The organism is Archangium sp., from assembly GCF_036388035.1.
In the GTDB taxonomy this organism is placed as follows: Bacteria; Myxococcota; Myxococcia; order Myxococcales; family Myxococcaceae; genus Archangium.
This window is the reverse complement of the sequence record NZ_DASVSO010000151.1, coordinates 16,932-42,463: the sequence shown is the minus strand read 5'-3', so window position 1 is coordinate 42,463 and position 25,532 is coordinate 16,932. Positions and strand designations below refer to the sequence as shown.

Sequence of the window (25,532 nt, the reverse complement as noted above, 5' to 3'; positions counted from 1 at the left end):
TCGAGCAGGGCACATGCGCCCCGGTGTTCCTCCTGGGCGAGTGGGGAACGGGAAAAAGCCACATGCTGTCGCTAGTGCACGCCGCTGCGAGGAGGCTGAAGCTCCCCACCACGAGGGGGAGTGTCGATGCCAGCAGCAACGCCTTGAACTATCCGCAGCGTCTCTACCCGTCCTTGATGGAGCGCATCCTGGAGGCCGGAACGAGCGCTTTGGGGCTGCGGGAGATCGTATCGGGCTGGCTGCGTGACGCGGTGAAGCGCGAGGCGCTCGCTGCATTCACGAGGCGCTGCCAGAACACGGGCTTGGCCCAGGTGCTACAGGGGTTGTGCCAGTTCCAGTCCCATGGGAGTGCCCCAGTGGATAACGAAGCCGCGTGGTCCTTTCTGCTCGGCGCGGATTTGGCCTGGGCGAATTATGGCTACAAGCGTCTCCAGGCGCTCGATCGGCTGGGCTGGGTGGCGCGGTGTTTCCAGGGCATGGGCCAGGGCGGGCTGGTGCTGACCCTGGACGAGGTGGAGACCATTGCCCAGCTCTGGAACATGCGCTCACGGGCAACCGCTTACGGAGTCCTGGCTCACCTCTTCCGTACCCCCGGCCTGGGATGCCTTCTCGGCATCACGGAGAGGTTCGATGGGGTGGTGGCATACGATCTCTCCCGCGGCATCCTGGACGCAAGTTGGCTCAGCGAGGACGCCTACTGGTTCCTTTCCACCTGGAACAGCGGAGGGTTCGAACGCGTCAGCATCCCCGAGTTCGGGTCCGAGCAGGCCGAGGAGATGGTGCTCACCATTGCCCAGCTTTATCGGGAGGCATACGACATTCCGGGCGATGACCTGAGCTGGGTCCGCACGGTGCTCGCCGATTGGCGCGGCAACCCAAGTCGAAATACCCGCCGGCTTATCCGGCTGACGATCCACCGGCTCGATCTCATCAACCCGCCACGAGGCGTGGAGACCGCGCTGACGAGGGCCGAGATGGGAAATCTCCATTCTGGCGTCGGCCGCGACCAGCGGTGAGCTGTCGGCAACGACTACCCGGGAGAAACGGGCCGGCCAAGCTGCTCAGGCAATCACGAAGGACACGTCGAGGTGCTCGGGCGAGGTCTCCCCGTGCTCCAATTGGTCCGCGATGACGCGAAGAGCGAGCGCCTCCACATAAGCGAGAGCGTCCTTCTCGGTCACGCCGTAGGCCATCACGCCCGGCATACTGGGAATCGCCGCCAGCCAGCGACCGTCGTCCTCAAGCTCCAGTTCCACGACGTACTGCATCCAACTAACGTAGCACCGCCACGGCAGGAGCGGTAGGCGAGACCTAGAGATCCTCCGGCGACAGCCCCGTCTCCTTTGCCAGTCGCGCGAGAGCCCGGGGGCCGATCTCCACCCCCTCGTGGTAAGCGAAAACGACGTTGGGCAATCCCTCACGCTCAAGGACGCGATGGGAGCCTGTGATTCGCTTCTCGCGCCAGCCAATCCGAAACAGCGCGGCGAGCACGCGACCGCTCTTCGCTCCAGCCCAACGACTCACGCTCCACCTTCTCTCCACGGCCCTCGGTCTCGGGGAAATCCTCGTCGCGAATGGACAAGCACGGGGGCACGTCCCCCCTCCCAAAGCAATTTGCTTGCCACCACGGAGTGGACGTCCAAGTAGTTGGAATTAGGAGCAATTTCTATCCCCCTGCCGCTTGCGAAGGCACTTGCCCCCTGCGCGCGAGGCAAATGCCTCGCGCATGCACCGGGACAGGGAAAAGACGCGATGCCTGCAGTGCCGAGTCCTCGGGCTCGACCCGAGAACCCTGCCCTGCCCTGCCCTAGCTCGCGGAGCCGAGCCAGGGGGTATTCTGCGAGAAGTCGTAGATGCGCTCGATGGCGATCTGCTTGTAGCGCTCGACCTTCACGGCGCGCCGGGCGCACTCCCAGACGAGCTCCTGGGGGGAGCGCTCCGGCTCCTTCTTCTTGCGCCGCTTGACCTCGGTCTTGATGGCCTTCACGGCCACGCGCGGGTGGAAGGTGAAGGCGGTGGAGAAGAGCAGGTGCCCGGCGAAGGGGATGAGCCGGGCCTCCAGCACGTCCCCCGTCTCCAGGCCCGCCACGTGGCGGCGCTCGGTGACGTCGAAGTCCTTGCCGGAGTAGAGCTCGCGCAGGCGCACCAGCCCCTTGGCCAGCTTGCGCACCTCGAAGAGGCCGTGGACGGTCTCGGTGAAGCAGCGGAAGGCGTTGGCCTCCTCGGGCGAGGCGCTCTGCTGGCGCAGCTGGTACAGCTCCGTGGCTGGCGTCAGCTTCGAGATGGGCGAGACGCGGTCATAGAGGTAGTAGTCCAGGAAGGACGCCATCCGGAGCTCGAAGATCTTGTCGTCCTCGAATACCTCGCCGGTGAGGCGGAAGTACTCCGCCTTGGCGTCGAGGAGGTCCGGCTTGCGCGACTCCTGGCTGCCAAAGGCGATGAGCTGATCCAGATACGGCTGGTACGACAGCGGGGAGAGCGGGGAGTCCATGTGGCGGCGCGATCCTACTCTCCAGCCATCAGCTTCGCGAAACGCGCGAAGAGGTACCGGGCGTCATGCGGTCCGGGCGAGGCTTCTGGGTGGTACTGCACGCTGAAGGCACGAGCGTCGGGGATGATCAGCCCCTCCACGGTGCCATCGTTGAGGTTGATGTGACTCACGGTGGCCTTGCCCTTCACACTGGCATCGTCCACGGCGAAGCCGTGGTTCTGCGAGGTGATCTCCACCTTGCCAGTGGTCAGGTCCTTGACCGGCTGGTTGGCGCCGCGGTGGCCGAACTTCATCTTGTACGTCCGGCCCCCCAGGGCGAGCGCCAAAATCTGATGGCCCAGGCAGATGCCGAACACGGGCACCTTGCCGAGCAGCCCGGCCACGGTCTTGTCCGCGCCCTTCACCGCCGCGGGATCTCCGGGACCGTTGGCGAGGAACACGCCGTGGGGCTTCTCCGCGAGCACCTGCTCAGCGGTGGTCCCCGCGGGCACCACCTTCACGCGGCAGCCCACGTCCACGAGGAAGTGGAGCATGGACTTCTTGAGGCCGTAGTCATAGGCCACCACGTCGAAGCGCGGCTCGGGCGCGGGCCGGACGGCCTCGCCGAGCAGGTTCGGGGTGGGCTCGGTGAAGAGGTAGGGCTTGTCGGTGGACACGCCGGTGGCGAGGTCCAGGCCCTCCATGCCGCGAGCGGTGCGGGCGCGCTCCACCAGCGCAGCCGTCGTGTGGCCCTCGGTGGAGATGACGCCCATCTGCGCGCCGTGCGTGCGCACGTGCCGCACCAGGCGCCGGGTGTCGATGCCCTCGATGCCGGTGATGCCATGCCGCTTCAGGTAGGCGTCGAGCGTCTCCTGGGCGCGCCAGTTGGACTCCTGGGAGGAGGCGTTGCGCACCACCATGCCCACGGCGTGCGGCTTCACGGACTCCTGGTCGCCGGGGTTGGCGCCCACGTTGCCCATCTCGGGGTACGCCATGGTGACGATCTGCCCGACGTAGGAGGGGTCCGTGAGGATCTCCTGGTAGCCGGTCATCGACGTGTTGAAGACCACCTCACCGACCGTCTCGCCGCTCGCGCCGAAAGCGCGGCCCTCGAAGGTGGTGCCGTCCGCCAGTGCCAGCACTGCCCGCTTCATCACCTGGCCTCCTTGAGCTGTCCGTCCTCGAAGACGAGTCGCCCGCCCACCCACGTCTGGGCGACCCGACCCGTCAGCCTCCGACCATGGAAGGGGGTGTTCCGGCTGCGGGAGAAGAACCGCGCCGCGTCCACCGTCCACTCCACGTCCTGCTCCACCACGACCACGTCCGCCGGGGCTCCAGGGGCCAGATGACCGCCCGGCAGCCCGAATGCCTTGGCGGGCCCATCCGTCAGCAGGGCGATCGCCCGCTGGAGGCTCAGCACGCCCTCGCGCACCAGGCTCAACGTGAGGCCCAGGGCCGTCTCCAGGCCCACCACGCCGTTCCAGGACTTCTCGAACTCGACCTGCTTCTCCAGCACGCCATGGGGCGCGTGGTCCGTGGCGATGGCGTCGAGGGTGCCATCCGCCAGGGCCTCGCGAATGGCCTGCACGTCGCGGCGGGTGCGCAGGGGCGGATTCATCCGGGCATGGGTGTCGTAATCGCCCACCGCCTCGTCATCCAGGATGAAGTGGTGCGGCGCGGCCTCGGCGGTGACGTTCAGCCCCCGGCGCTTCGCCTCGCGCAGGAGGCGCACACTGCCCTCACAGGACACATGGGCGACGTGCAGCCGCCCCTTCGTCTCCTCGAGGAGGACGAGATCGCGCGCCACCATGGCCACCTCGGCCGAGGGCGGAATCCCGATGAGCCCCAGCCGCGTGGAGGTGCGGCCCTCGTTCATCACGCCCTTGCCGGAGAGCGTCAGGTCCTCCTCGTGCACCATCACGGGCACATTGAAGAGGGTGGCGTACTGGAGGGTGCGGCGCATGAGGCCGGCGTTCATCACCGGGCGGCCATCGTCGGTGATGCAGACGCAGCCGGCCGAGAGGAGCGCGCCCATCTCCGCCATCTCCTCGCCCAGGAGGCCCTTGGTGATGGCGCCCGCCGGGTACACGTTGCACAGCCGGGCCTCGCGGGCCTTGGCCTTCACGTACTCGGTGACGAGCACGCTGTCGTTGACGGGCCTGGTGTTGGGCATGGCCACCACCGAGGTGAAGCCACCCGCCACCGCCGCCGAGCACCCGGTGAGGATCGTCTCCTTCCCCTCCTCGCCCGGCTCGCGCAGGTGCACGTGCAGGTCGATGAAGCCCGGCAGCACCAGTCGGCCGGTGGCGTCCACCACCCGCGCGTCCGGCACGTTCAGCGGGGCCTCGGAAACCTCGGCGACGCGGCCCTCGCGCACCAGCACGTCGCGCACACCATCCACGCCGTTGCGGGGATCCATCACCCGACCGCGGCGGAAGAGGATCGTCGAGCTCACCTGCACACCACCTCCAGGATGGCGCGGCGGACAGCCACGCCGTAGGCCACCTGCTCGAGGATGACGCTGCGGGGCCCATCGGCCACCGCGGGGCCGATCTCCACGCCGCGATTCATGGGGCCGGGGTGCATGACGAGCGCCTCGGGCTTGAGCTTCTCGGCGCGGGCGGCGTTGAGCCCGTACAGGCGGGAGAACTCGCGCGCCGAGGGGAAGAAGTGCTCACTTTGCCGCTCCGTCTGCACGCGCAGGCACATGACGGCGTCGGCGTGGGGCAGCACGGCGTCCAGGTTCGTGGAGACCTCGGCGCCGAAGGACTCCAGGCCGGGAGGTAGCAGTGTGGGCGGGCCGCACAGCACCACCTTCGCGCCCAGCGCGGTGAGGCAGTGCAGGTTGGAGCGGGCCACGCGGCTGTGGAAGACGTCTCCGACGATGACCACCGTGCGCCCGTCCAGGCGGCCCCAGTGGCGGCGCAGGGTGAAGGCGTCCAGCAGCCCCTGCGAGGGGTGCTCGTGGGTGCCGTCCCCGGCGTTGATGACGGCGCAGCGCACGTGCTTCGCCGCCAGGTGCGGAGCGCCCGAGGCGCGGTGCCGGATGATGAGCGCCACGGGGCCGGTGGCCTCGATGTTGCGCACCGTGTCCAGCAGCGTCTCGCCCTTGGAGACGGAGGAGCCCGCCGCCGTCCAGTTGAGCACCTCGGCCCCGAGCGCGTGTGCCGCCATCTCGAAGGAGGTGCGGGTGCGGGTGGAGTCCTCGAAGAAGAGGTTGGCCACCACCTTGCCCCGCAGCACGTGCGAGGCATCCGGCCCCCCCTGCAGGTGGGCCTCGGCCCGATCCAGCAGCGCCTCGATGTCGGCGCGCCGCAGGCCCTCGATTCCCAGCAGGTGTCTCATACGCTCCCTAGCGCTGCCCTGGGATGCCTTCCTTCTCGACCCGGAAGTGAATCGTGCGCACGTATTTGCTCGGCTTGAAGCGGACCGTCCGGTCGTACTCGACCCGGACGAGGACGCTCGAGGTGACCTCGCTGCGCTCGATGACGATCTGCTCCGGCTTCAACCCCAGACCGGGCACGCGGGTGGCCTTGCCGAACTTGTCGTATTCCCAGTGGTAGCCCAGGCGGTTGGTGCGCTCCAGGATGGTGTTGAGCATCGCCCGCTCATCGAACACCGCGATGGCGCGGTTGTGGGCCGCCGTGACAGCCTCCTTCACGGTGAGGTTGTCCACGTAGACGGGAACGAGCATCGCGGCGACGTAGATGGCCCCGGCGAGGAGGGCCAACAGCACCAGACCACCGAGGCTTACCTTTCCAGAGGGAGCGCGCATGAGCCCGGGGCGTAGCAGCGGCGTGCGCGGTGCGTCAAGCACCGCGACGTGCTTCAACGCACCGGCTCGAAGAGGCGGTCCGTGCGCAGCCCGGTGCCCTCGAAGAAGTTGCTGAACCAACCCCCGTACCCGAGGGCCATCCAGACGACCATGGCCTTGCCCTTGATGTGGCCGTACGGGACGAAGCGGGCCCCCAGGCTCGGATCTCCCAGGCCATAGCGGCTGTCCAGGCTGTTGTCCCGGTTGTCCCCCATCACGAAGACGTTGCCCGCGGGGACGACGTAGGGGCCCTCGCTGCGCAGGCGCGCGGTGCGATCCTCCTGCAGCACCGCGTGGACCTTGCCGTCGAGGCTCTCGTTGTAGAGCACCAGACGCTCGGGGAACCAGGGGCCGCCCTCGCCCTTGTTGTGGACGAGCTGCTCCTCCGTCACCAGCGTGCGCTGCTGGGGCTCGCCGTTGATGTGGACCGCGCCCTCGATGAGCTCCACCGTGTCCCCGGGCACGCCGATGACGCGCTTGATGAAGTCCTGCTCGGGACGCACCGGGTTGTTGAAGACGATGACGTCCCCGCGCGCCGGCGGGCGGACGATCTGGAACGGCACCCAGTTGGTGAAGGGCAGCCGCACCCCGTAGATGAACTTGTTGATGAAGACCTGATCGCCGATCTCCAGCGTCGGCAGCATGGAGCCGGAGGGGATGCGGTACGGCTCGATGATGAAGACGCGGATGATGACCGCGATGGCCAGCGCCTTGGCGAAGCCGGCGAAGAAGTCCCAGGTGCCCTGCTTGCGGAACACGCCGAGCAGCTGCGTGGCCAGCTTGTCGAGCTCCTTCGTCTCCTTCTCCAGCCCGGGGGCATCCCCGGCCAGCGAGGCGCCCTCCACCCGCACCGCCTGCTCGGCCAGCCGCGCGGACACCTCGGGGGCGATCTTCCCCGGCACGCGCTTGTGGATGCGCTCGATCTCCTGGATGAGCTCGCGCGCCTCGTGGCGCAACCCGCGCAGCACCCGCTCCTTGGGGGAGACGAGCCGCCAGCCGATCAACCCCAGGAAGTAGCCGAGCATCGCCAGCGCCAGGTACTGCATGAGCGGCTGGGCCCACGCGGCGGCGGGGGGCACGAGCTCGATGAGGAGGATGTAGGGGATGAAGGCCAGCCCCAGGATGACCAGGGGCGCCCACAGGCTGGTGAGCAGCTCGCGCCACAGCAGCGCGCGGCTGGCCTTGAGCTGCTCCGGCGTCCGGCGGGCGGCCATGGAGGCCTCGAGGCCCTCGGACGCGGTGGGGGTGGCGGTGGTCGTGGACATGGGTTGCGCCTATTCCTCCGTCTTCAGCACCGCGAGGAAGGCCTCCTGGGGAATCTCCACCGAGCCCACCTGCTTCATGCGCTTCTTGCCCTCTTTCTGCTTCTCGAGGAGCTTGCGCTTGCGGCTGATGTCACCGCCGTAGCACTTGGCGAGCACATTCTTGCGGATGGCGGAGATGGTCTCGCGCGAGATGATCTTCGCGCCGATGGCTCCCTGGATGGCCACCTCGTACATCTGCTTGGGGATGACTTCCTTGAGCTTCTGGCACACCTCGCGGCCGCGCTGGTAGGCGCGCTCCTTGTGGACGATGACGCTGAGCGCGTCCACCGGATCGCCGTTGATGAGGATGTCCAGGCGCACGAGGTCCGACTCCGCGTAGCCGGCCAGCTCGTAGTCGAGGCTGGCGTAGCCGCGCGTGACGCTCTTGAGCTTGTCGAAGAAGTCGAAGACGACCTCGGCCAGCGGCATCTCGTACGTCACCTGCACGCGCGTGCCGCTGGAGCCCAGGTACTTCATGTCCTTCTGCACGCCGCGCCGGTCCTGGCACAGCTTGAGCACCGCGCCCAGGTAGTCGTTGGGCACGTGGATGTGGCAGGTGAGGATGGGCTCCTCGAACTTGGCGATCTTCTGCACCGGCGGCAGCTTGGCCGGGTTGTCCACGAGCATCACCCCGCCCTGGGAGTCGGTGATGCGGTAGACCACCGAGGGCGCCGTGGTGATGAGCGAGAGGTTGTACTCGCGCTCCAGGCGCTCCTGGACGATCTCCATGTGCAGCAGGCCCAGGTAGCCGCAGCGGAAGCCGAAGCCGAGCGCCGTGGAGGACTCGGGCTCGTAGGTGAAGGCCGCGTCGTTGAGCTTGAGCTTGCCGAGCGCGTCGCGCAGGCCCTCGTACTGCTCGGAGTCCACCGGGAAGATGCCGGAGAACACCATGGGCTTGACTTCCTTGAAGCCCGGGAAGGGCGCGTCCGTGGGACGCAGCTCCTCCGTCACGGTGTCACCCACCTTGGCGTCCTGGAGCTCCTTGACGTTGGCCACCAGCACGCCCACCTCGCCGGCCATGAGCTGCTGCACCGGGCGGGAGAACGGGCTGAAGACGCCCAGCTCCTGCACCTCGAAGGCCTTGTTGTTGCTCCACAGCTTGATCTTCTGCTTGAGCTTGAGCGTGCCCTCGAGCACGCGCACCAGCGTCACGACGCCGCGGTAGTTGTCGTACCAGCTGTCGAAGATGAGGGCCCGGAGCGGGGCGGCCGGATCGCCCGCGGGGGGCGGCACGGTCTTCACCACCGCCTCCAGGATCTCCTGGATGCCGATGCCCTCCTTGGCGGAGGCCGGCACGGCCACGGAGGCGTCGATGCCGATCACGTCCTCGATCTCCTGGCGCGTGCGCTCCACATCGGCGCTCGGCAGGTCGATCTTGTTGATGACCGGGATGATCTCCAGGTCGTGGTCCAGGGCCATGTAGACGTTGGCGAGCGTCTGGGCCTCGACGCCCTGGGAGGCGTCCACCACCAGGAGGCAGCCCTCGCACGCGGCGAGCGAGCGGCTCACCTCGTAGGCGAAGTCCACGTGTCCTGGGGTGTCGATGAGGTTGAGGACGTACTTCTGGCCGTCCTTGGCGGTGTAGTTCATCCGCACGGACTGGGCCTTGATGGTGATGCCGCGCTCGCGCTCCAGCTCCATGTTGTCGAGGAACTGGTCCTGCGCCTCGCGCTTGGTCACCGTGCCAGTGGCACCGAGCAGGCGATCGGCCAGGGTGGACTTCCCATGGTCGATGTGGGCGATGATCGAGAAGTTGCGGATGTGAGCGTTGTCGGCCGGCATGGTAGGTGGGCCCCGGGGGTACTACCGAAGCCGGCTTGAGTAACACCGAAGCCCGTCAAAATCCATGCATCCGAACGCCCGGCAGGCAAGCGTATTCCCGCCGGACGTGTCCCCCACCCCGCAGGGGGGCCAGCCGATTAACGGGCGGCGTGCTCGCGGAAGAAGGACACGGTGCGGCGGAGTCCCTCGGGCAGCTCCACCGTGGGCTGCCAGCCGAGCACCCGGCGCGCCAGCGCGTTGTCCACGCAGGAGCGCATCTGCTCGCCCGGCCTGCCGGGGGCGCGGATGGCCGGCTTGTCCACCCCGGCCGACTGGGCCAGCAGGGAGTAGAGGCGGTTGATGTCCGTCTCCACGCCGGTGCCGATGTTCACCGGGCCCACCACGTCCTTCTCCACGGCCAGGAAGTTGGCGCGCGCCACGTCCTCCACGTAGACGAAGTCCCGCGTCTGCTTGCCCTCGCCGAAGATGGTGCACTCCTTCCCCCCCAGCAGGCGCTGGCAGAAGATGGACACCACGCCGGCCTCGCCGTGCGGGTTCTGTCGCGGGCCGTACACGTTGGCGTACCGCAGGGCCACGTACTTCAGTCCGTACTGGGCCATGTAGTAGCCGAGGTACAGTTCCCCCGAGGCCTTGGAGACGCCGTAGGGCGACACCGGTCGGGTCGCGTGGCTCTCGGGCGCCGGGAAGACGTCCTGCTCGCCGTAGATGGCCCCGCCGGTCGAGCTGAACACCACCTTCTGGACACCCGAGGTGCGCGCGGCCTCCAGCAGGTTGAGGAAGCCGAGGATGTTGGCCTCGGCGTCGAAGCGCGGATCCTCCACGCTGCGGCGCACGTCCATCTGCGCCGCCAGGTGGCACACCACCTGGGGACGCTCGGCCCGGATGAGCCCCGCGGCCTCCGGGCTGCGGATGTCCAGCACCTCCAGCCGTACCCGGGGATCCAGGTTCTCCTTCTTGCCACTCGACAGGTTGTCGAGCGCGATGACCTCATGGCCCGCGCGGACGAACGCGTCACACACATGTGAGCCGATGAACCCCGCCCCACCAGTCACCAGGACTTTCACCGCGACGCTCCTGCCACTCACCAGTGGCGACAGTGAGAAAAGCTGCCGGAAGTTAGGGGGTGGAGCCCCGCGCGGCAACCGACCGGAACCACTCGATTGTCTCCCGCAGTCCCTCTTCCAGGGGTACTCGCGGCTCCCACCCCAGCAACTGACGTGCCCGGGTGATATCTGGTCGACGCTGCTTGGGGTCGTCCTTGGGCAGCGGCTGGTGGATGATCCGCCCTCCCCCACCCGCCGCGGCGCGCACGGCCTCGGCGAACTCGAGCATGGTCATCTCGCGGGGATTGCCGATGTTCACCGGCTCGGTGACGTCCGAGAGGGCCAGCCGCACCAGGCCGTCCACGAGGTCGCGCACGTAGCAGAAGGAGCGCGTCTGGGTCCCGTCGCCGAAGACGGTGAAGTCCTCGCCGCGCAGGGCCTGGCCCACGAAGGCGGGCACCACGCGCCCGTCGTTGAGCCGCATGCGCGGCCCGTAGGTGTTGAAGATGCGGACGATGCGCGTCCGCACCCCGTACGAGCGGGCGAAGACCATGGTGAGGGCCTCGGCGTAGCGCTTGGCCTCGTCGTAGCAGGCGCGCGGGCCGATGGAGTTCACGTTGCCCCAGTAGTCCTCGCGCTGCGGGTGCACGAGCGGATCGCCGTAGATCTCCGAGGTGGAGGCCATGAGGAACACCGCGCCCTTGGCCTCGGCCAGCCGCAGCCCGTTCTCCGTGCCCACCGAGCCCACGCGCAGCGTCTCCAGCGGCAGCTTCGCGTAGTCGATGGGCGAGGCCGGCGAGGCCATGTTGAAGACGTAGTGCACCGGCCCGCTCACCGAGAGGTGCCCCTCGGTGATGTCCTGGCGCACCACCTCGAAGCCCGGACGGCTCCGCAGGTGCGCCACGTTCTGCTCGTTGCCGGTGATGTAGTTGTCCACCGACACCACGCCGGCCGCCCCGTCATCGAGCAGCCGCTCGCACAGGTGTGAGCCCAGGAAGCCCGAGCCCCCCAGCACCACCACCCTCTGCCCCTTCATCGTCTTCTGGATCGTCATGGCCTCTAGAGCTCGTCGAAAGTGGCCTGACCCGGCAGCTGGGCTTTGTACTTCTCCAGCACGAGATCGATCCCCTGCCGGATGTACTCGGCCACGGGAACCTTGGTCTTCTGGTTCAGCGCCTTGAGCAATTCGTTCTGCTCCGGCGTGATGTAGATGGTCGTGCTGATCTTCTTTCGGGCCATGGCGATATGTGAAAATATATGGAGTTACATGGCCCTTGAAGCGCTGATTTCGCAGCCTGTGCAGCGGCCATCGAAACGGCGCCAGGAGTGGTGATGCGCTCGATGAGCAGGTGGGTGCTGGGGCTCGTTCTGGTGGGCCTTTGTGGGTGCGCATCCGACAAAGGAGCCCGGAAGTCCGGGGCGGAGCAGGCGGAGGAGCAGGTGGCTCCGGAGCCCATCCGTCCGGCGCGGGCCTCCGCCGAGAAGGTGACGGAGAAGGACACCAACGGCGACCACGCACCGGACGTGTGGGTCTACCGGGTGGAGGAGCGGCTGGTCCGCAAGGAGATGGACCTCAACTGGGACGGGCGGATCGACATCGCCACGTACTACGGCGCCCAGGAGCAGCGCGAGCGCGAGGCGATGGACCTGGACTTCGACGGGAAGGTGGACTCGGTCTTCTTCTACGAGAAGGGAGCCAACGTCCGGCGCGAGCGAGACCTGAACGGGGACGGCCGGATGGACGAGTGGCTCTTCTACGAGAAGGGCAAGCTGGCGCGCAAGGAGCGGGACTCCAACGGCGATGGCCGGGCGGACTGGTGGGAGTACTGGGAGAACGACCAGGTCGACCGCATCGGCGAGGACGTGGACGGGGACGGCAACGTCGACAAGTGGAGCCGCGATACGCAGTCCGAGTAACACTCCGCGAGCAGGGAAGCAGCCAGGGGTGGGCCCGTCGCTGGACGCCAACCAGGGGACATGAGAGACGCCTGCGCGTGGCGACGGCCGACCCCCGAGACTCAGCGATCCCCGAAGGAAGCACGCAAGCGCCAGCAGCCCTGGGACTGTTCCGGCTGACGTGGCCGCTCTTCCTGGAGATCCTCCTGTTCATGCTGATGGGCACGGCGGACACGCTGATGCTCAGCGGCGTGTCCGACGATGCCGTCTCCGCGGTGGGCGTGGTCAATCAGTACATGGTCATCTGCATCATGATCATGGAGGTGATCAGCAACGGCGCCGCCATCGTCGTGGCCCAGTACATCGGCGCCCGGAGAACGCGGGAGGCCTCCCGGATCGCCGCGCTCTCCATCACGTTGAACTTCCTGCTCGGCATCACGGTCAGCGCGGGCCTGCTGCTGTTCGGCCATGCGATCCTGGCCAGGATGAACCTGCAGGGGCAGGTGCTGGCCCATGCGCGGACGTACATGAGCATCGTGGGCGGCTTCCTGTTCCTGCAGGCGCTCATCAACGCCTTCTCCAGCATGATCCGCACGTACGGCTTCACGAAGGAGTCGATGTACGTGTCGCTGGGGATGAACGTGGTGCACGTCCTCGGCAACTCCCTGCTCATCTTCGGCCACTTCGGTGCCCCGGAGCTGGGGGTGGCCGGTGCGGCGATCTCCACCGTGATGAGCCGTGCCATCGCACTCGCCGTGTTCATCTGGATGCTGTACCGGGTGATGGACGTCCGGATGGTGCCGCGGGACTACGTGACGGTCTCGAGGGAGTACATCCGCAAGATCCTGCAGGTGGGCATCCCCTCCGCCCTCGAGCAGTTCACGTACCACGCCTGTCAGACGGTGTTCCTGTACTACGTGACCTTCCTCGGCACCGTGGCGCTGGCCTCCCGGCAGTACGCGCAGGCCATCTCCCAGTACATCTTCCTGTTCAGCCTCGCGATCGGGATTGGCACCTCCATCCTCGTCGGACGGCTGGTGGGCGCGCGGCGCACGGACGACGCATATAGCCGGGTCCTGGAGAGCTTGAAGTGGTCCGTGGCGATCACCGTCCTGGCGGACGTGGTCACCATCCTGCTCCGCAAGCCCCTGGTCGCACTCTTCACGGACAATGCCGACATCCTCCAGCTGACCGCTCAGATGATCGTCCTGAGCCTCCTGCTCGAGAGCGGCCGGTCCTTCAACCTCGTCCTGGTGAACGCCTTGAGGGCCGCCGGAGACGCCCGCTTCACCGTCTACATCGGCTTCATGTCGATGGTCGCCATGAGCCTGCCGCTGGGCTACTTCCTCGTCTTCCGGATGAACCTGGGCCTGGCCGGGGTCTGGCTCGCCGTCTCGGCGGACGAATGGACGCGGGGCCTCATCTTCTGGGCCCGGTGGAAGAGCAGGGCCTGGGAGCGGAAGTCACTCGTGGAACCGGCGGTAGAACAGCCCGCCGTGGCGGCCCTCGGCGGTTGAGGCCGAGGGGTCTCCGCCCCGTGCGTCAGAGGCCGGCGGTGGCGCGGAAAACGACTCCATCGCCCTCGAGCGTGTAGGCCCCATCCGCCGCGCTCACGAACACCGACGCGCCTCGGGGCAGTGCGAGCGACTCGCTCCCGGCGGACAACCGCGCGGAGCCCTCGATGCAGAGGAGGATCTCCGGCCCCCGCCGCTCCGGGCGCGAGGACACCCCGGGACGGAGCTGGAGGCGCGAGAGGCGGAACTCGTCCGTCGGCGTCGCGTAGACGTGCTCCACCCCGTCGGTGGAGGTCGGCTGGACCAGGCCGATGGGGCCACACCGGAAGTCCAGCACGCGGAGCAGCTCCGGGACGTCCACGTGCTTGGGCGTGCACCCGCCCCGCAGCACGTTGTCCGAGTTGGCCATGATCTCCACGCCAACGCCGCTCAGGTATGCGTGGAGGTTGCCCGCGGACAGGTAGATGGCCTCGCCCGGCCGCAGCCGCACGAGGTTGAGCAGCAACGCGCCGATGACACCGGGATCGCCCGGGTAGAGCTCTCCGAGCCGCACGGCCCAGCGCAGCTCCTCGGCGAAGCGGCTCCCCGGCCCCGCTCGTGCCGCGCAGGCCGAGACCACCGCGTCCACCAGGGGCCCGCGCTGCTCCCTCGGGAGCGTCATCAGCGCCTCGAACAGGCGGGAGACTCCACTCGCATCGGGCGACGCACGCAGCGGGGCGAGCAGCGACTCGAGGGCACTCAGGCTGAGCCCCTCGAAGAGCGCGAGCGTCTCATCCGCGCGGCGGAAGCCGCAGAGCGCATCGAACGGCGTCAGCGCGCAGATGAGCTCGGGCTTGTGGTTCGCGTCCTTGTAGTTGCGGTGCGAGGCCGTAAGCGGCACACCGAGCGCGTTCTCCCGCGCGTAGCCCTCGCGGGCCTGGGCGAGACTCGGGTGGGTCTGCAGCGACAGCGGCGTCTCCGCCGCGAGCACCTTGAGCAGGAACGGCAGATCGTTCCCGAACCGGCGCGTCACCGCCTCGCCGAGCTCCCGCTCCGGAGCGGACCGGATGGTGTCCAGCAGCGTCCGCACTCCCGAGTCCCGGCGCACGCGCGAAGGGGCGCCAGGGTGGGCCCCCATCCACAGCTCCGCCTGACAGGTGGCGGAGGGGGACGGCTGTCCGAGCAGCTCGGCGATGGCGGTCCGAGAGCCCCAAGCGTACGGCTGGATGACGTTGTCGAGGAGATCCATGCAGCGGCGCCCATAGCACCCTGGGGATCGCCCCGCCACCCGGGAGGGTGGCCTAGTTGCCCGCCACGAAGGCGTCGATCTGGGTCTCGCGCTTGAAGTCGGCCAGATACCGGGACGCGGCCTCCTTCGAGGCGAAGCTCCCCATGCGGACCCGGTACCAGGTGCCCTTCTTGGGGACCTCGGCGGCGACGATGTACGGCGCGTAGCCCCGATCCCTCAGCTTGGTGGCGAAGCGATCGGCCTCCGGACGGTTCTGGAAGGCGGAGATCTGCAGGGTGAAGGCCCCGCCCGGCACGGCCTCGGTGGGACGCTGGGTGGCGCGGGCGATGGCCTCCTTCAGGCCAGTGCCCTGCGGCGCGGTGCGGGTAGGCGTGGGAGCGGTCTCCACCTTGCCCGGTACGGGAGCGGGCTTGCTGTCGGCGACCTTCGTCTCCACGGGCTTGGGCTCCGCCTTGGGCGCGGCCGGCTTGGGCTCGGCGGCCTTCGGCTCCGCGGGCTTCTGCGCGGTGGCGGTGGGGGCGTAGTCGTCATCCGTGGGGGACGCCGTGGGCGCGGTGGCGTCCGCGGGCTCCGTGGCCTCGGCGGGCCTGGCCTCGGGGGGCGCGGGCTGCTCGACCGGCTTCGGCTTGGGCGCCGGCGGAGGGATGGCGACCGTGACGGTGCCGGGCTTGGAGGGCGCGGTCTCGGAGGCGGTCCTCTTGGTGAGCTCGTCCTGGAAGGTGAGCGGCGACTCGGTCTCGCGGGCCTGCTGGAGGGCCTGGGCGTTGGCGTCGAGCGCGGAGAGGAGATCCGGCGCGGCGGCGGCCTGGGCGTTGCCGGCGAGCTTCTTGCCCACCACCACGCCGAGCACGAACACGGCGCCCATCACGATGATCCCCGCGATCAACAGGCTGACGATCTGCCGGTTGTCGAGAGACACGTCCAACTTCTCTTTCATCCGATGGGCATCGCGCATGGCGTGGTGTTCCTCACGTGTGCTGCGCCCCGGCCCGGCCACACGAGTGTCGCGGCCTGTAGCGTCGAGGTGTGGCGGAAGGTACGCCCCGCCTCCAGGTCGGTCAAATTCAGTGCGTGCGAAGCCTCACACCCGGCCTGTTGCCGGGAGGCTCAAACAATCCACCCACCGCCGAGCACGCGATCGCCGTCGTAGACCACGGCGGCCTGGCCCGGGGTGACGGCGCGGGCCGGAGCGTCGAGCCGGATGGACACGAGCCCATGTGGGGAGACCTCCACGCGGCCGGCGGCACCGGGGTGGCGGTGGCGGATGCGCACCTGCACGGACTTGTCCGAAGGGGGCGGCCCGTCCACCCAGTGAGGCTGGAGGAGGCCGAAGGAGTCGCGCGAGGTCTCATCCGCGGAGCCCACCACGACGCGGCGGGTGTCGGGCTCGATGCGCTGGACGTAGCGGACCTCCCCTCCCCCGAGGTTGAGCCCGCGGCGCTGGCCCACGGTGTAGCGGTGGACGCCCGCGTGGGTGCCGAGCACCTGGCCCTCGGTGTCGACGATCTCCCCGCCGGGCTGGGGGCCGGCGACCTTCTCCACGAAGCCGGCGTAGTCGCCATCGGGCACGAAGCAGATCTCCATGCTCTCGGGCTTGTGGCTGGTGGGGAGGGCGTGGCGCTCGGCGACGGCGCGGACCTCGGGCTTGGTCATGCCGCCCACGGGGAAGACGATGTCGGCGAGCTCCCCCTGCCCGAGCGTGAAGAGGAAATAGCTCTGGTCCTTGGCGGCGTCGACGGCGCGGCGGAGGACGAACCTGCCGTCCTGCTGCTCGACCTGGGCGTAGTGGCCGGTGGCGAGCCGGGCCCCGAGGGCCCGGGCGCGCTTGAGGAGGAAGTTGAACTTCACGTCGCGGTTGCAGGCCACGCAGGGGATGGGCGTGCGGCCGCCGAGGTACTGCTGGACGAACGGGTTGATGACCCGGTCCTTGAAGAGCTCCTCGGCGTTGGCGACGTAGAAGGGGATGCCGAGCGTCTGGGCGACGGCGCGGGCATCATCGATGTCATCCGGGCTGCAGCAACTGCCGCACTGGGCCTTGCCCTCGTAGGACCAGACCCGGAGGGTGATACCGATGACCTCGTGACCCTGCTCCTTGAGCAAGGCAGCGGCGGCCGAGGAGTCCACCCCACCGCTCATGGCAACGACGACTCGCATGACGTCCCTCTCTACACGCCGGCCGGTCCGGATGCGACACCACAGACGGAAGAGGACAACAGCCCCGGACAATTTCCCCTCCCCTACCGGGAAGGGATGGAGTGAGCGGCTCCCTCCGCGCCCGCTGGACGACCTCAGGACCCTCGGGCCTGAAGCCAGCTTCGCAGCAGCCCCTTCAACTTCTCCGCCTCGTTGAGCGAGGGCTCATCGAGCACCTGCTCGACGAGGAAGCGAGTGGCCTCTCCCACGATGGGCGAGGGACCAACCCCCAAGGCGGACATGATGGCCCCGCCATTGAGCGCGAGGTCCTTGCCCGTGAGCGGAGGCTTCGCGGCGACGAGGGCCAGCAGTCGACCGATGAGGGCCTCCAGTTCGAGCAACCGTCCTGGCTCGCGCGCCTGGACCCGGGCCCGAGCCACCTGGGTGAGCGGCTCGACGTTGGCGGGCCCCACCTTGGCGATCAGCCGACGCAGTGCGGGGTCCGAGCCCTCGACGTGCCGCTCGAGCGCCGCGTGCCCGACGAAGAGGCGCACACGCTCGATATTCTTGGTGGGAAACTTGAGCCGGACGCCGATCTCCTCGGCGCGCTGGGGGTCGACGAGGTCGGCCAGGAGGGCGGCGAGACGGATCTCCACATCCGCGGGCGCGGCGGCGGCGGCGGCGCGGGCGAGCCGGGCGGCCTCGGCGTCCGCGCGGGCGAGCTCGGGCAGGAAGACGTCCAGCAGCCCGGTGACGGCGAGGAGCTCGAGCCCGAAGGCCTCGCGCTTGGAGAGGAGCAGCTTGACGAACTCCTCGCGGACGCGCTCGTGGGCCACCTTGCGGAAGACGGAGAGCGTGGCCGGAATGGCGGCCTGGGTGGCGGGGTCGAGCGTGAAGTCGAGCACCGCGGCGAAGCGCACGGCGCGCATGGGACGCAGTCCATCCTCGGAGAACCGATCGTTTGCCGAGCCCACGCAGCGGATGAGGCGGGCCTTCAGGTCCTCCTGGCCGCGGAAGGGGTCCACGAGCTCATGGTTGAGGGGATTCCACGCCATGGCGTTGATGGTGAAGTCGCGACGCGAGAGGTCCCTGACGATGTCCTTCTCGAAGGTGACGGCACTGGGGCGGCGACCGTCGTGGTAGTCGCTCTCGCTGCGGAAGGTGGTGACCTCGACGTGGTTGCCGTCGGCGAGCACGGTCACCGTGCCGTGCTGGATGCCGGTGGGGATGACCTTGCGGAAGGCGCTCTGCACCTGCTCGGGGAGCGCGCTGGTGGCGACGTCGAAGTCCTTGGGGTGGACGCCCCGGAGCGTGTCGCGGACGCAACCGCCGACGAGGTAGGCGGCATGGCCCAGGTCCCAGAGGCGGGTGATGACGTCCAGGACGGGACGCGGGACCTCGGCGTCGAACAGGGAGGCAAGCGTCGTCATCCGCTGTGGCTCGGGAGAGGAAGGGAACAGAAAAAAGCCCCCGTCTCCGAAGGGAAACGGGGGCGAAGGGTGTGGCCCCGGCTGGAATCGAACCAGCGGCCTGCGGTTTAGGAAACCGCCGCTCTATCCAACTGAGCTACGGGACCAAGACTGCGGGGGATTTATAGCAGGCGACCCGCCATTGCAACGACGGCGAACAGCCCAGAAGGCTGACGCGGAGACGAGCCCGGGTGCCGTTCACCATTGGCCACTCCCGGGCCCTACGCCGCTGTGACTCGAGCCCTCCCAGTGAGTTCCAAGGGCATTCAGACCTGGCGCGTATTCCCTCCGGTCGGCTACCCATCAAGGGCCGACCATCACCACGGTAAATTCCCATGAAGCCAGGCTGGACGGCGGTGCTGCTGATGCTCCTCGCCGGGTGTGCTACCGCTTCTCGGGTCGTGCGCCTGGACACAGGTCAGGCCGACACGCTCGTTTTCACCCCACGCTCCGGTGCCGAGCCGGTGAAGTTGAACGGCAACGAGTTCAAGGAGGCCGTGGCGAAGCGTGCCTGGGAGGTTCGGCCCTCCACTCGGCCCCAGGAAGCCGCCCGGAAGTTGTTCCAGGTCGAGGCGCGGAGTGGTTCGTACACGTACGAGACACGCAGCCGCCGCGTCACTCGGCTCGGACCGGACGAACATCTGGAGGGGGCACAACCGGCGGCGGAGGTGGAGTTGACGCGCGCCTACCTGCGCTGGTGCGAGCGCACCGGCAGGCCCGGAGACTGTCTCCGCCTGCTGACGGAGAGCCCCATCGTCAACGGGGACGGCCGTTTCGCTCTGGCCCTGGCCCTCGCCAAGGGCGCCGTGCTCGACGAGATGCTGGAGGCGTTCAAGGGCATGGCCGATCCACACGCCATGGTGGCGGCGGTTCTCTGGACCTGGACGACGTACATGGTCCTCATCTCGATTCCCGACGTGACGGTCTCGAAGGGCCTCGCGGCGGTGATGACCGCCACCCTCATCTCCTACGTGGGCATCGACACCTTCTGGGGCCTCGTCGTGGGCTTCAAGCGGCTGATGGACGAGGCGGATCGGGCCGTCACGTTCAACGAGTTGCGCGAGGCCGGGGAGCGGTACGGCAAGGTCATGGGCCGCAACGCGGCGCGTGCGTTCGCCATGCTGGCCACGGTGGCGCTCGGCAACACGGCGCCGGGGTTGGCGGCGAAGGTGCCGACGCTGCCCGGCGCGATGCAGGCAGCGGCTCAGGCGAAGACGCAGGTGGGCATCAGCCTCGCGGCAGTGGGGGAAGTAGAGACGGTTGCCGTGAATGCCGAGGCCGTCACCATCGCTCTTGCTCCGAGTACCGTGGCGATGTCGGCCGGAAACGGCCGAGGCAACGGTCATGTCACGGGCGAGCTGACAGGCGGCGCGTCGGCTATCCACGTTGACAAGGTGGTCAACAGCAACATGCCGCACGCGGCGGAACGTGCGGTTGAACGGGCTGGTTTCTCAAGCGTGCAGGAGGCTCGCACGGCCTTGCAGGAGTTCGGCCGGCAGATCGAGAACTCAGGGCTTCCGCCCGGAACCATTCGGGACACGGCCCACGCGAACCGCGTCATCGTTCCTGGCTTTGGCCGAGGTGGTGCGGTCGTCTATCAGCTCAGCGCTGGTGTATTGAAGCTGAAGACCGTTTTGCAGTGGAGGCCGTAATGGGACAGACGGATTCCAAGAAGAAGCTCGGGCGCTTCGAGTTGCGAGTCTCCGAAGACGATCAGGACGTGGCCTATTTGCGCCTCCCAAACCACCCCGGTGAGACCTGCAAGATGTCCAAGTCGATCAGGCTGGCCGAAGTCATGGGCTCCTACACGGGCCCCGATGTGGTGCTTGACTTCGACCAAGATGGAGTCCTGGTCGGAATCGAGATCCTGGCGTGACGCCCTGCTGACAATGAAGTGCATGGAGGAGCAACTCAGCCCAAGAAAGCTGCGTAACGGGGCGGACGGATTCCAAGAAGAACCTCGCTCTGCCGCTGGGCCGCCTCCCCGCGCCGGTGGTGCGACAGATCCCGCGCCATGCCGAACAACCCCACCACCTGTCCGTCCGGCCGGCGGAGCACCCCCTTGGTGGAGAGCCACTCGCGCTGCACTCCCGCCATCCACTCGCTCATCTCCGCGTGGAGGGTGCGCCCGGCGAGCAGCGTTTGCCGATCGAACTCCAGCGTGTTCTGGGCCTCCTGCGAAGGCATCAGCTCGCTGTCCTTGCGGCCGATGATCTGCTCCACCGGCAGGCCCAGGTAGCGCGCCCCGACGCTGTTGATGAACGTGTAGCGGCCCTGGAGCTCCTTCGTGAAGACCGCGTCCGGCATCTCCTCGACGATGGCCAGGAAGAGTTCGCGGTAGGCCTACCTGGGAGCACATGGTGGGCCTTTCGGAACGCCCGCTCCGCGCGTCAAAGCGCCCCAGCCAGGTGGGATTCCCTGCTATGAAATACACCCGAGCTTAAAAAAGATGACGAAACCATCCGCGCAACCCGTACATCCCTGGTTTCCCACCCGCCAGCCCAACCCCCGGGCGCGCCTGCGGGTGTTCTGCTTCCCGTACGCGGGGGGAGGCGCCTCCATCTACAACGGCTGGAGCGCGGCGCTGCCGGCGGACGTCGAGCTGTGCGCCATCCAGCTCCCGGGCCGTGAGCGACGCATCCTGGAGAAGCCCTTCCGGGAGATGTCCCCACTGCTGGACGCGCTGGAGCCCCAGCTCGCCCCGCTGTTGGACAAGCCCTTCGTCTTCTTCGGCTACAGCATGGGCACGCGGCTCGCCCTGGGGCTCGCGCAGCGCTGGCAGGCCCGCGGCGCGCCCCTGCCCCTCGGGATGGTGATGGCCGCCGCCACCGCGCCCCATCGCCCCCGGCCCATCCGTGACCACCTCGATGACGCGGCCTTCATCGAGCTGCTCCGCACGTATGAGGGCACGCCCGCCCTCGTCTTCGAGCACCGCGAGCTGCTGGAGATGATCCTGCCGAGCCTGCGTGCCGACTTCGCCCTCGCCGACGCGATGTTGCCCTCTCAGCCGGTGGGCTGCCCGATCTCCGCCTGGATGGGCGAGGAGGACCCCCACGTCCCCCCCGGGGAGCACGTGCACTGGCGCGAGCTGACGACGGGCGAGTTCCGGGTCCGCCACTTCCCCGGCAAGCACTTCTTCCTGCGCACCGCCCGCGCGCCCCTGCTGGAGGCACTGCGCGAGGAGCTCGTCCGCTGGTGCCCCGAGGTCGGTTCCTAACCGCCGGAGACGAACCAGGGCGGCGTGTCTCCCGCCAGGGGGACGGTCCGCTGGCACCGCACCGTCAGCGGCAGGCCGCGGGCCCGGCGCACCGCCACCGCCGCGGGGTGCTGCTCCGAGAGCCTCACCTGCACGAACTGCCAGGACTCGGGCTCGTCCCTCATCCGGGGATCAAACGAGATGCGCGGCGACTCGCCGGGCTCCAGGTGGAAGGCGAACTGCTCCAACGGCAGGCTCAGCCCCGCGCCCCGGGCCTTGATGTAGGACTCCTTCAACGTCCAGTAGTCGAAGAAGCGCTCGCGCTGGCGCTCGGGAGGCAGGGCGTGCAGGGCCGCCACCTCGACGGGCGCGAAGAAGGAATTGGCCAGCTCCACCGTCTGGCCGGGGCGCTTCGAGTCCTCCACGTCCGCGCCCACGTCCACGTCGAGTGCCACCGCGCACACCGCCATGCCGTCCGTGTGCGAGAGGTTGAAGCGCAACCGGGGCGGGGCCTCGCCGGAGAGCTCGGGGCGCCCGTAGGCGTTGGTGACGAAGCGCCAGGCCTCGGGGGGGATGGGCGCGTAGCGTGACAGGGTGACGCGCACCAGCGCGTGGGACACCAGGAACTGGTGCCGGTGCTTCTCGAAGCGGAAGCGCAGGCGCCGCTCCCGCTCGTCCTCGTCGAGCAGCGCCAGGTAGGCCGCGAGGAGCCGGGGCTCGGTCACACGCTCCGGCTCCACCGCCCACAGGTGGACCTCATCTGGCCGCAGCGACAGGGGCTGCTCTGGGGGGCTCGGCGTCATGGCGAGGACCAGCCCCACCCCTATCGCGTCACGGGCGCACGCGCCAGCCTCTCGGCTGGCGCGTCGCCTCCCAGCTCACCGTCCGGTGAGGTTGCTGTTGATGACGCCGAGCTGCAGCTCCAGGTCGAACGTCAGGTCCGGCGAGGACCCACCCGTCTGCTTCACCACCACCGCGAGGGTGTTCTCCCCATGGACGAACACGCCCGCGGGGATGGTGCCGGCGGCCAGCTCGTTCTCCGTCCCGGCGCTCGCGTACTTGTCGTGGGCCGTCCCCTTGTCCACGTTCCGGGAGAACACGAGCGTCCCGTTCACCCACACCGCGATGCCATCGTCGAAGAGAACGCGCAGGTTGGCCTCGGAGACGGCGCCGTTCACGACGATCTTCTTGCGGAAGTAGACGCTCGACTGGGACGGGGTGGTGCGGGTGATCACCGTGCCCTCGTCCCCATCCCCGTAGCCGAGCTGCCCGGCGCCGGACGGCCACGCCGCGTCATTGAACTCCCCGGTGTTCCAGCTCAGGCCCGGATCCAACCCGCTGTCCTGGTACTTCCACACGGACCGGAACGGGATGGCCATGACGCTCGTCTGCCGGCTGATGGTGAAGGGAGCGTTGCTCACGTCCGCCAGCGCGGTGCCGCCGACGCGGGACACGCGCACCCGCACCTGGCTGCTGCTCACGTTGGGCACCGTCCACCCGTACACGCCCGTGTTGGCCACCCCGAAGGCGATGGGCGTCCAGCTCGTGCCGCCATCCGTGGAGAACGCGAGGTCCACGCTCGCCACGTTGCCACTGCTGGACCAGGTGATGGAGGTGGAGACGCCCGGCTGGAAGACCTCGCCGCCGTTGGGCGCGGTGAGCACCAGCGTGTCCGGCACCGGACCGGTGGCCTGCTCCACCTCCAGCCCGAGCGCGAAGGTGAGGTCCGTCGAGGTGGCGGCCACCTGCTTCACGATCGCCGTCACCACGTTCTCTCCCACGCGGAACGGGTTGGACGTGAGCGGGAGCGAGACGCGCTCGTACGCGTTGGTCGCCGAGCCCGTCCCCCAGGCGCCATAGGCCATCCCGCTCCCCATGTTGCGGGAGAAGACCTGCACGCCGTTGATCCACACGGCGACGGCGTCGTCGTACAGCACCTCGAGGCTGGCCGCGGTGACGAGGTTGTCCAGGGTGATCTTCTTGCGGAAGTACACCGTGGGGATGGTGGGCGAGCCCTGGTTCACCACCGTGCCCTCGTCCCCGTCGCCGTAGCCGAACTGGCCATTGCCGGTCTTCCAGGCCGAGTCATCGAAGTCGCGGGCGAGCCAGGCGGAGCCCTGGTCGATGCCGCGGTCGTCGTACTTCCACGTGTCGGCGAGGACGATCTTCTTCTGCGCGCGCGGCGCCACCGTGCCGATCCGCACGATGCTCGCCACCGAGGGCACGCCCTGCCCGTCCACGAGGAAGAGCATGTAGTAGCCCGGAGGAGCGGCGACGTTGCTCGCGGGAGCGCTCACGCTCAGGCCCCCGCTCGTCAGGGTGAAGGGCAGCTTGAGGAAGCGCTGGTGCTGATCGAAGGCGTGCGTCACCGAGCCCAGGGCGAGCAGCGTCACCTTGGCCACCTGCGCCGCGTTCGGGGTCTCCACGAGGAAGCTCGTCCCCGGGTTGACGACGCCCGGCGCGGACTGGATGACGGGGCGCGGGCCGTCCTGCTTGAGGTACGGGGGCGAGAAGATCTCCATCGAGCGCCGGTTGCGGCCACCGCCGGTCAGCACGCGCCCATCCGGCAGCAGGAGCGCCGTCGAGTGGTAGCCCCGGTAGTCCGTCGCCGGCGCGAGCTTCGTCCAGGTATTGGTCTCGGGGTCGAAGAGCTCCGGCACCTTGACCGGCAGGCTCTCGTCATCGAATTCATCGCTGCTGCTGCCGCCCGTCACCAGCACCTTGCCATCCGGCAGCAGGGTGGCGTTGAGCTGCCGCCGGGGCCAGGCCATCGGGGCCCGGGCCACCCAGGTGGGATTCGGCGCGGCGAGATCAATCTCCTCCACGGTGGCCGTGGGCGGAGAGCCGCCTCCGATGAGGAGCACCTTGGAGCCGTACATCACCGCCGAGCCGTAGGCGCGGCCGGGGTACCCGCCGCGCGCGCTCTCGAACCAGGTCCCGGTGCCCTCCGGATCCAACCAGCGGGATTGCCGCTGGGGGCCGGCGTAGAAGAGCTTGCCGTTGGGCGCGAGGAACATGCGCGGGTAATAGGGCACGTCGCGCTGAGCGGTGGTGAGGTTCCTCCAGGTGCCCGTCGCGGGCTGCCACACCTGGGGCAGCTCGTTGCAGGTGCCCGCCGCGTGGGTCTCGCCCGAGAGCACCAGCACGTCCCCGTTGGGCAGCGTGGTGTTGGTGGGGTACCACCGGTTGTCGTTCATGCTCTGCGTGCGGCTCCACGAGAGCGTGAAGGGGTTGAAGATGCTCACGTAGGGGTAGCCCACGTGCGACTCCTCGTGGCCTCCCGTCACCAGCAGCCGTCCATCCGCCAGGAAGGAGTGGCCCGCGCAGAAGATGTTGTAGTCCGGCACCGGCAGAGCCGAGAGCAGCCCCGTCTCCGGGTCCCAGAGCTGCGGCGGCTCCAGGCCCTCCTCGAACTCGCCGAAGAACATCACCTTGCCGGTGGGCAGCAGGTGGGTATGCGTCATGGACACCGGGAAGAGCGTCATCGGCGCCCACTCCCCCGCCACCTTGGGATCCGCCGCCCTCGCCGCCAGCGGCACCGCCGTCAGCAGCGTGCCCAGGGCGAACAGCAGACGTCTCCCCCAACACCTCATCAATGACCGCGCCATCATCCCCCTCCTCGCCCAACCCCATACGGCTACGGAAGGTGAACGTAGGCCCCCCCCCGGCGTTGCCAAGCGGTG

25 protein-coding genes and 1 tRNA gene are annotated in these 25,532 nt (G+C 68.5%); 6 read left to right on the top strand and 20 right to left on the bottom strand.

The genetic code is table 11. The annotated features are described in order from the left end of the window. Positions 1-1,016 (top strand): BREX system ATP-binding domain-containing protein (locus tag VF697_RS06820; protein ID WP_331092678.1); only part of this gene is annotated, 1,016 nt, incomplete at its 5' end. A gap of 45 nt (positions 1,017-1,061) precedes the next feature. Here the strand turns inward: VF697_RS06820 and VF697_RS06815 are convergent. The 12 genes from VF697_RS06815 to VF697_RS06760 all read right to left on the bottom strand — a co-directional run bounded on the left by VF697_RS06815 (position 1,062) and on the right by VF697_RS06760 (position 11,652). Next, on the bottom strand, positions 1,062-1,268 hold the full coding sequence (locus VF697_RS06815; protein WP_331092677.1) for a type II toxin-antitoxin system HicB family antitoxin: 207 nt from the start codon (positions 1,266-1,268) through the stop codon (positions 1,062-1,064). A gap of 43 nt (positions 1,269-1,311) precedes the next feature. Beyond that, the gene (locus VF697_RS06810) at positions 1,312-1,491 is read right to left on the bottom strand and encodes a type II toxin-antitoxin system HicA family toxin (protein WP_331092676.1); all 180 of its coding nucleotides are present in this window, start codon (positions 1,489-1,491) and stop codon (positions 1,312-1,314) included. Between the two features lie 316 nt (positions 1,492-1,807). Beyond that, a complete protein-coding gene (locus VF697_RS06805) occupies positions 1,808-2,491 on the bottom strand; it encodes a hypothetical protein (protein ID WP_331092675.1) in 684 nt (227 codons plus the stop codon). Positions 2,492-2,505: 14 nt separating this feature from the next. Then, on the bottom strand, positions 2,506-3,624 hold the full coding sequence (gene carA / locus VF697_RS06800; protein WP_331092674.1) for a glutamine-hydrolyzing carbamoyl-phosphate synthase small subunit: 1,119 nt from the start codon (positions 3,622-3,624) through the stop codon (positions 2,506-2,508). Further along, positions 3,624-4,925: a dihydroorotase gene (locus VF697_RS06795; RefSeq protein WP_414641253.1), complete on the bottom strand. Its 1,302-nt coding sequence runs from the start codon at positions 4,923-4,925 to the stop codon at positions 3,624-3,626. The genes carA and VF697_RS06795 overlap by 1 nt, the downstream gene beginning before the upstream one ends. Next, positions 4,922-5,815, bottom strand: coding sequence for an aspartate carbamoyltransferase catalytic subunit (locus tag VF697_RS06790; protein WP_331092673.1), 894 nt, complete (start codon positions 5,813-5,815; stop codon positions 4,922-4,924). The genes VF697_RS06795 and VF697_RS06790 overlap by 4 nt, the downstream gene beginning before the upstream one ends. A gap of 7 nt (positions 5,816-5,822) precedes the next feature. Continuing rightward, the gene (locus tag VF697_RS06785; protein WP_331092672.1) at positions 5,823-6,206 is read right to left on the bottom strand and encodes a hypothetical protein; all 384 of its coding nucleotides are present in this window, start codon (positions 6,204-6,206) and stop codon (positions 5,823-5,825) included. 92 nt (positions 6,207-6,298) lie between these two features. Then, complete coding sequence (gene lepB / locus VF697_RS06780) at positions 6,299-7,549, bottom strand: signal peptidase I (RefSeq protein ID WP_331092671.1); 1,251 nt, start codon at positions 7,547-7,549, stop codon at positions 6,299-6,301. 9 nt (positions 7,550-7,558) lie between these two features. Further along, a complete protein-coding gene (gene lepA / locus VF697_RS06775; protein WP_331092670.1) occupies positions 7,559-9,370 on the bottom strand; it encodes a translation elongation factor 4 in 1,812 nt (603 codons plus the stop codon). Between the two features lie 137 nt (positions 9,371-9,507). Then, a complete protein-coding gene (locus VF697_RS06770; protein WP_331092669.1) occupies positions 9,508-10,434 on the bottom strand; it encodes an NAD-dependent epimerase/dehydratase family protein in 927 nt (308 codons plus the stop codon). A 52-nt stretch (positions 10,435-10,486) separates the two neighbouring features. Next, positions 10,487-11,449, bottom strand: a complete 963-nt coding sequence (locus VF697_RS06765) for a UDP-glucuronic acid decarboxylase family protein (RefSeq protein WP_331092681.1) — start codon at positions 11,447-11,449, stop codon at positions 10,487-10,489. A gap of 23 nt (positions 11,450-11,472) precedes the next feature. Beyond that, positions 11,473-11,652, bottom strand: coding sequence for a ribbon-helix-helix domain-containing protein (locus tag VF697_RS06760; protein WP_169348516.1), 180 nt, complete (start codon positions 11,650-11,652; stop codon positions 11,473-11,475). 93 nt (positions 11,653-11,745) lie between these two features. Here VF697_RS06760 and VF697_RS06755 point away from each other — a divergent pair, with 93 nt between their 5' ends. Both VF697_RS06755 and VF697_RS06750 read left to right on the top strand, forming a co-directional pair. Further along, positions 11,746-12,330, top strand: a complete 585-nt coding sequence (locus VF697_RS06755; protein WP_331092668.1) for a hypothetical protein — start codon at positions 11,746-11,748, stop codon at positions 12,328-12,330. A gap of 107 nt (positions 12,331-12,437) precedes the next feature. After that, positions 12,438-13,826 carry an MATE family efflux transporter gene (locus tag VF697_RS06750; protein WP_331092680.1) on the top strand — a complete coding sequence of 463 codons (1,389 nt, stop codon included), beginning with the start codon at positions 12,438-12,440 and terminating at the stop codon, positions 13,824-13,826. Positions 13,827-13,851: 25 nt separating this feature from the next. Here the strand turns inward: VF697_RS06750 and manA are convergent, their stop codons facing one another. From manA to VF697_RS06725, 5 genes are all read right to left on the bottom strand, one after another. Beyond that, complete coding sequence (manA, locus tag VF697_RS06745; protein WP_331092667.1) at positions 13,852-15,051, bottom strand: mannose-6-phosphate isomerase, class I; 1,200 nt, start codon at positions 15,049-15,051, stop codon at positions 13,852-13,854. A gap of 52 nt (positions 15,052-15,103) precedes the next feature. Further along, on the bottom strand, positions 15,104-16,006 hold the full coding sequence (locus tag VF697_RS06740; protein ID WP_331092666.1) for an SPOR domain-containing protein: 903 nt from the start codon (positions 16,004-16,006) through the stop codon (positions 15,104-15,106). A gap of 152 nt (positions 16,007-16,158) precedes the next feature. Beyond that, positions 16,159-17,205, bottom strand: coding sequence for a tRNA 2-thiouridine(34) synthase MnmA (mnmA, locus tag VF697_RS06735; RefSeq protein ID WP_331092665.1), 1,047 nt, complete (start codon positions 17,203-17,205; stop codon positions 16,159-16,161). A gap of 134 nt (positions 17,206-17,339) precedes the next feature. Further along, the gene (locus VF697_RS06730; protein ID WP_331092664.1) at positions 17,340-18,614 is read right to left on the bottom strand and encodes a CCA tRNA nucleotidyltransferase; all 1,275 of its coding nucleotides are present in this window, start codon (positions 18,612-18,614) and stop codon (positions 17,340-17,342) included. Positions 18,615-18,686: 72 nt separating this feature from the next. Next, positions 18,687-18,760: transfer RNA gene (locus tag VF697_RS06725), tRNA-Arg, on the bottom strand. Positions 18,761-18,988: 228 nt separating this feature from the next. Here VF697_RS06725 and VF697_RS06720 point away from each other — a divergent pair. Further along, positions 18,989-20,305, top strand: coding sequence for a hypothetical protein (locus VF697_RS06720; RefSeq protein WP_331092663.1), 1,317 nt, complete (start codon positions 18,989-18,991; stop codon positions 20,303-20,305). After that, positions 20,305-20,529, top strand: coding sequence for a DUF2283 domain-containing protein (locus tag VF697_RS06715; RefSeq protein WP_331092662.1), 225 nt, complete (start codon positions 20,305-20,307; stop codon positions 20,527-20,529). Before VF697_RS06720 ends, VF697_RS06715 begins: the two co-directional genes overlap by 1 nt. Positions 20,530-20,564: 35 nt before the next feature. Here VF697_RS06715 and VF697_RS06710 read toward each other — a convergent pair whose 3' ends face one another. Beyond that, on the bottom strand, positions 20,565-20,978 hold the full coding sequence (locus VF697_RS06710) for a PAS domain-containing protein (protein WP_331092679.1): 414 nt from the start codon (positions 20,976-20,978) through the stop codon (positions 20,565-20,567). A 124-nt stretch (positions 20,979-21,102) separates the two neighbouring features. Here VF697_RS06710 and VF697_RS06705 point away from each other — a divergent pair, with 124 nt between their 5' ends. After that, positions 21,103-21,870, top strand: coding sequence for a thioesterase II family protein (locus tag VF697_RS06705; RefSeq protein ID WP_331092661.1), 768 nt, complete (start codon positions 21,103-21,105; stop codon positions 21,868-21,870). Here VF697_RS06705 and VF697_RS06700 read toward each other — a convergent pair. Continuing rightward, positions 21,867-22,652, bottom strand: coding sequence for a 4'-phosphopantetheinyl transferase family protein (locus VF697_RS06700; RefSeq protein ID WP_331092660.1), 786 nt, complete (start codon positions 22,650-22,652; stop codon positions 21,867-21,869). The two genes, VF697_RS06705 and VF697_RS06700, sit on opposite strands and share 4 nt — an antisense overlap. A 75-nt stretch (positions 22,653-22,727) precedes the next feature. After that, positions 22,728-25,460, bottom strand: a complete 2,733-nt coding sequence (locus tag VF697_RS06695) for a galactose oxidase-like domain-containing protein (RefSeq protein WP_331092659.1) — start codon at positions 25,458-25,460, stop codon at positions 22,728-22,730. Positions 25,461-25,532: the final 72 nt, after the last annotated feature.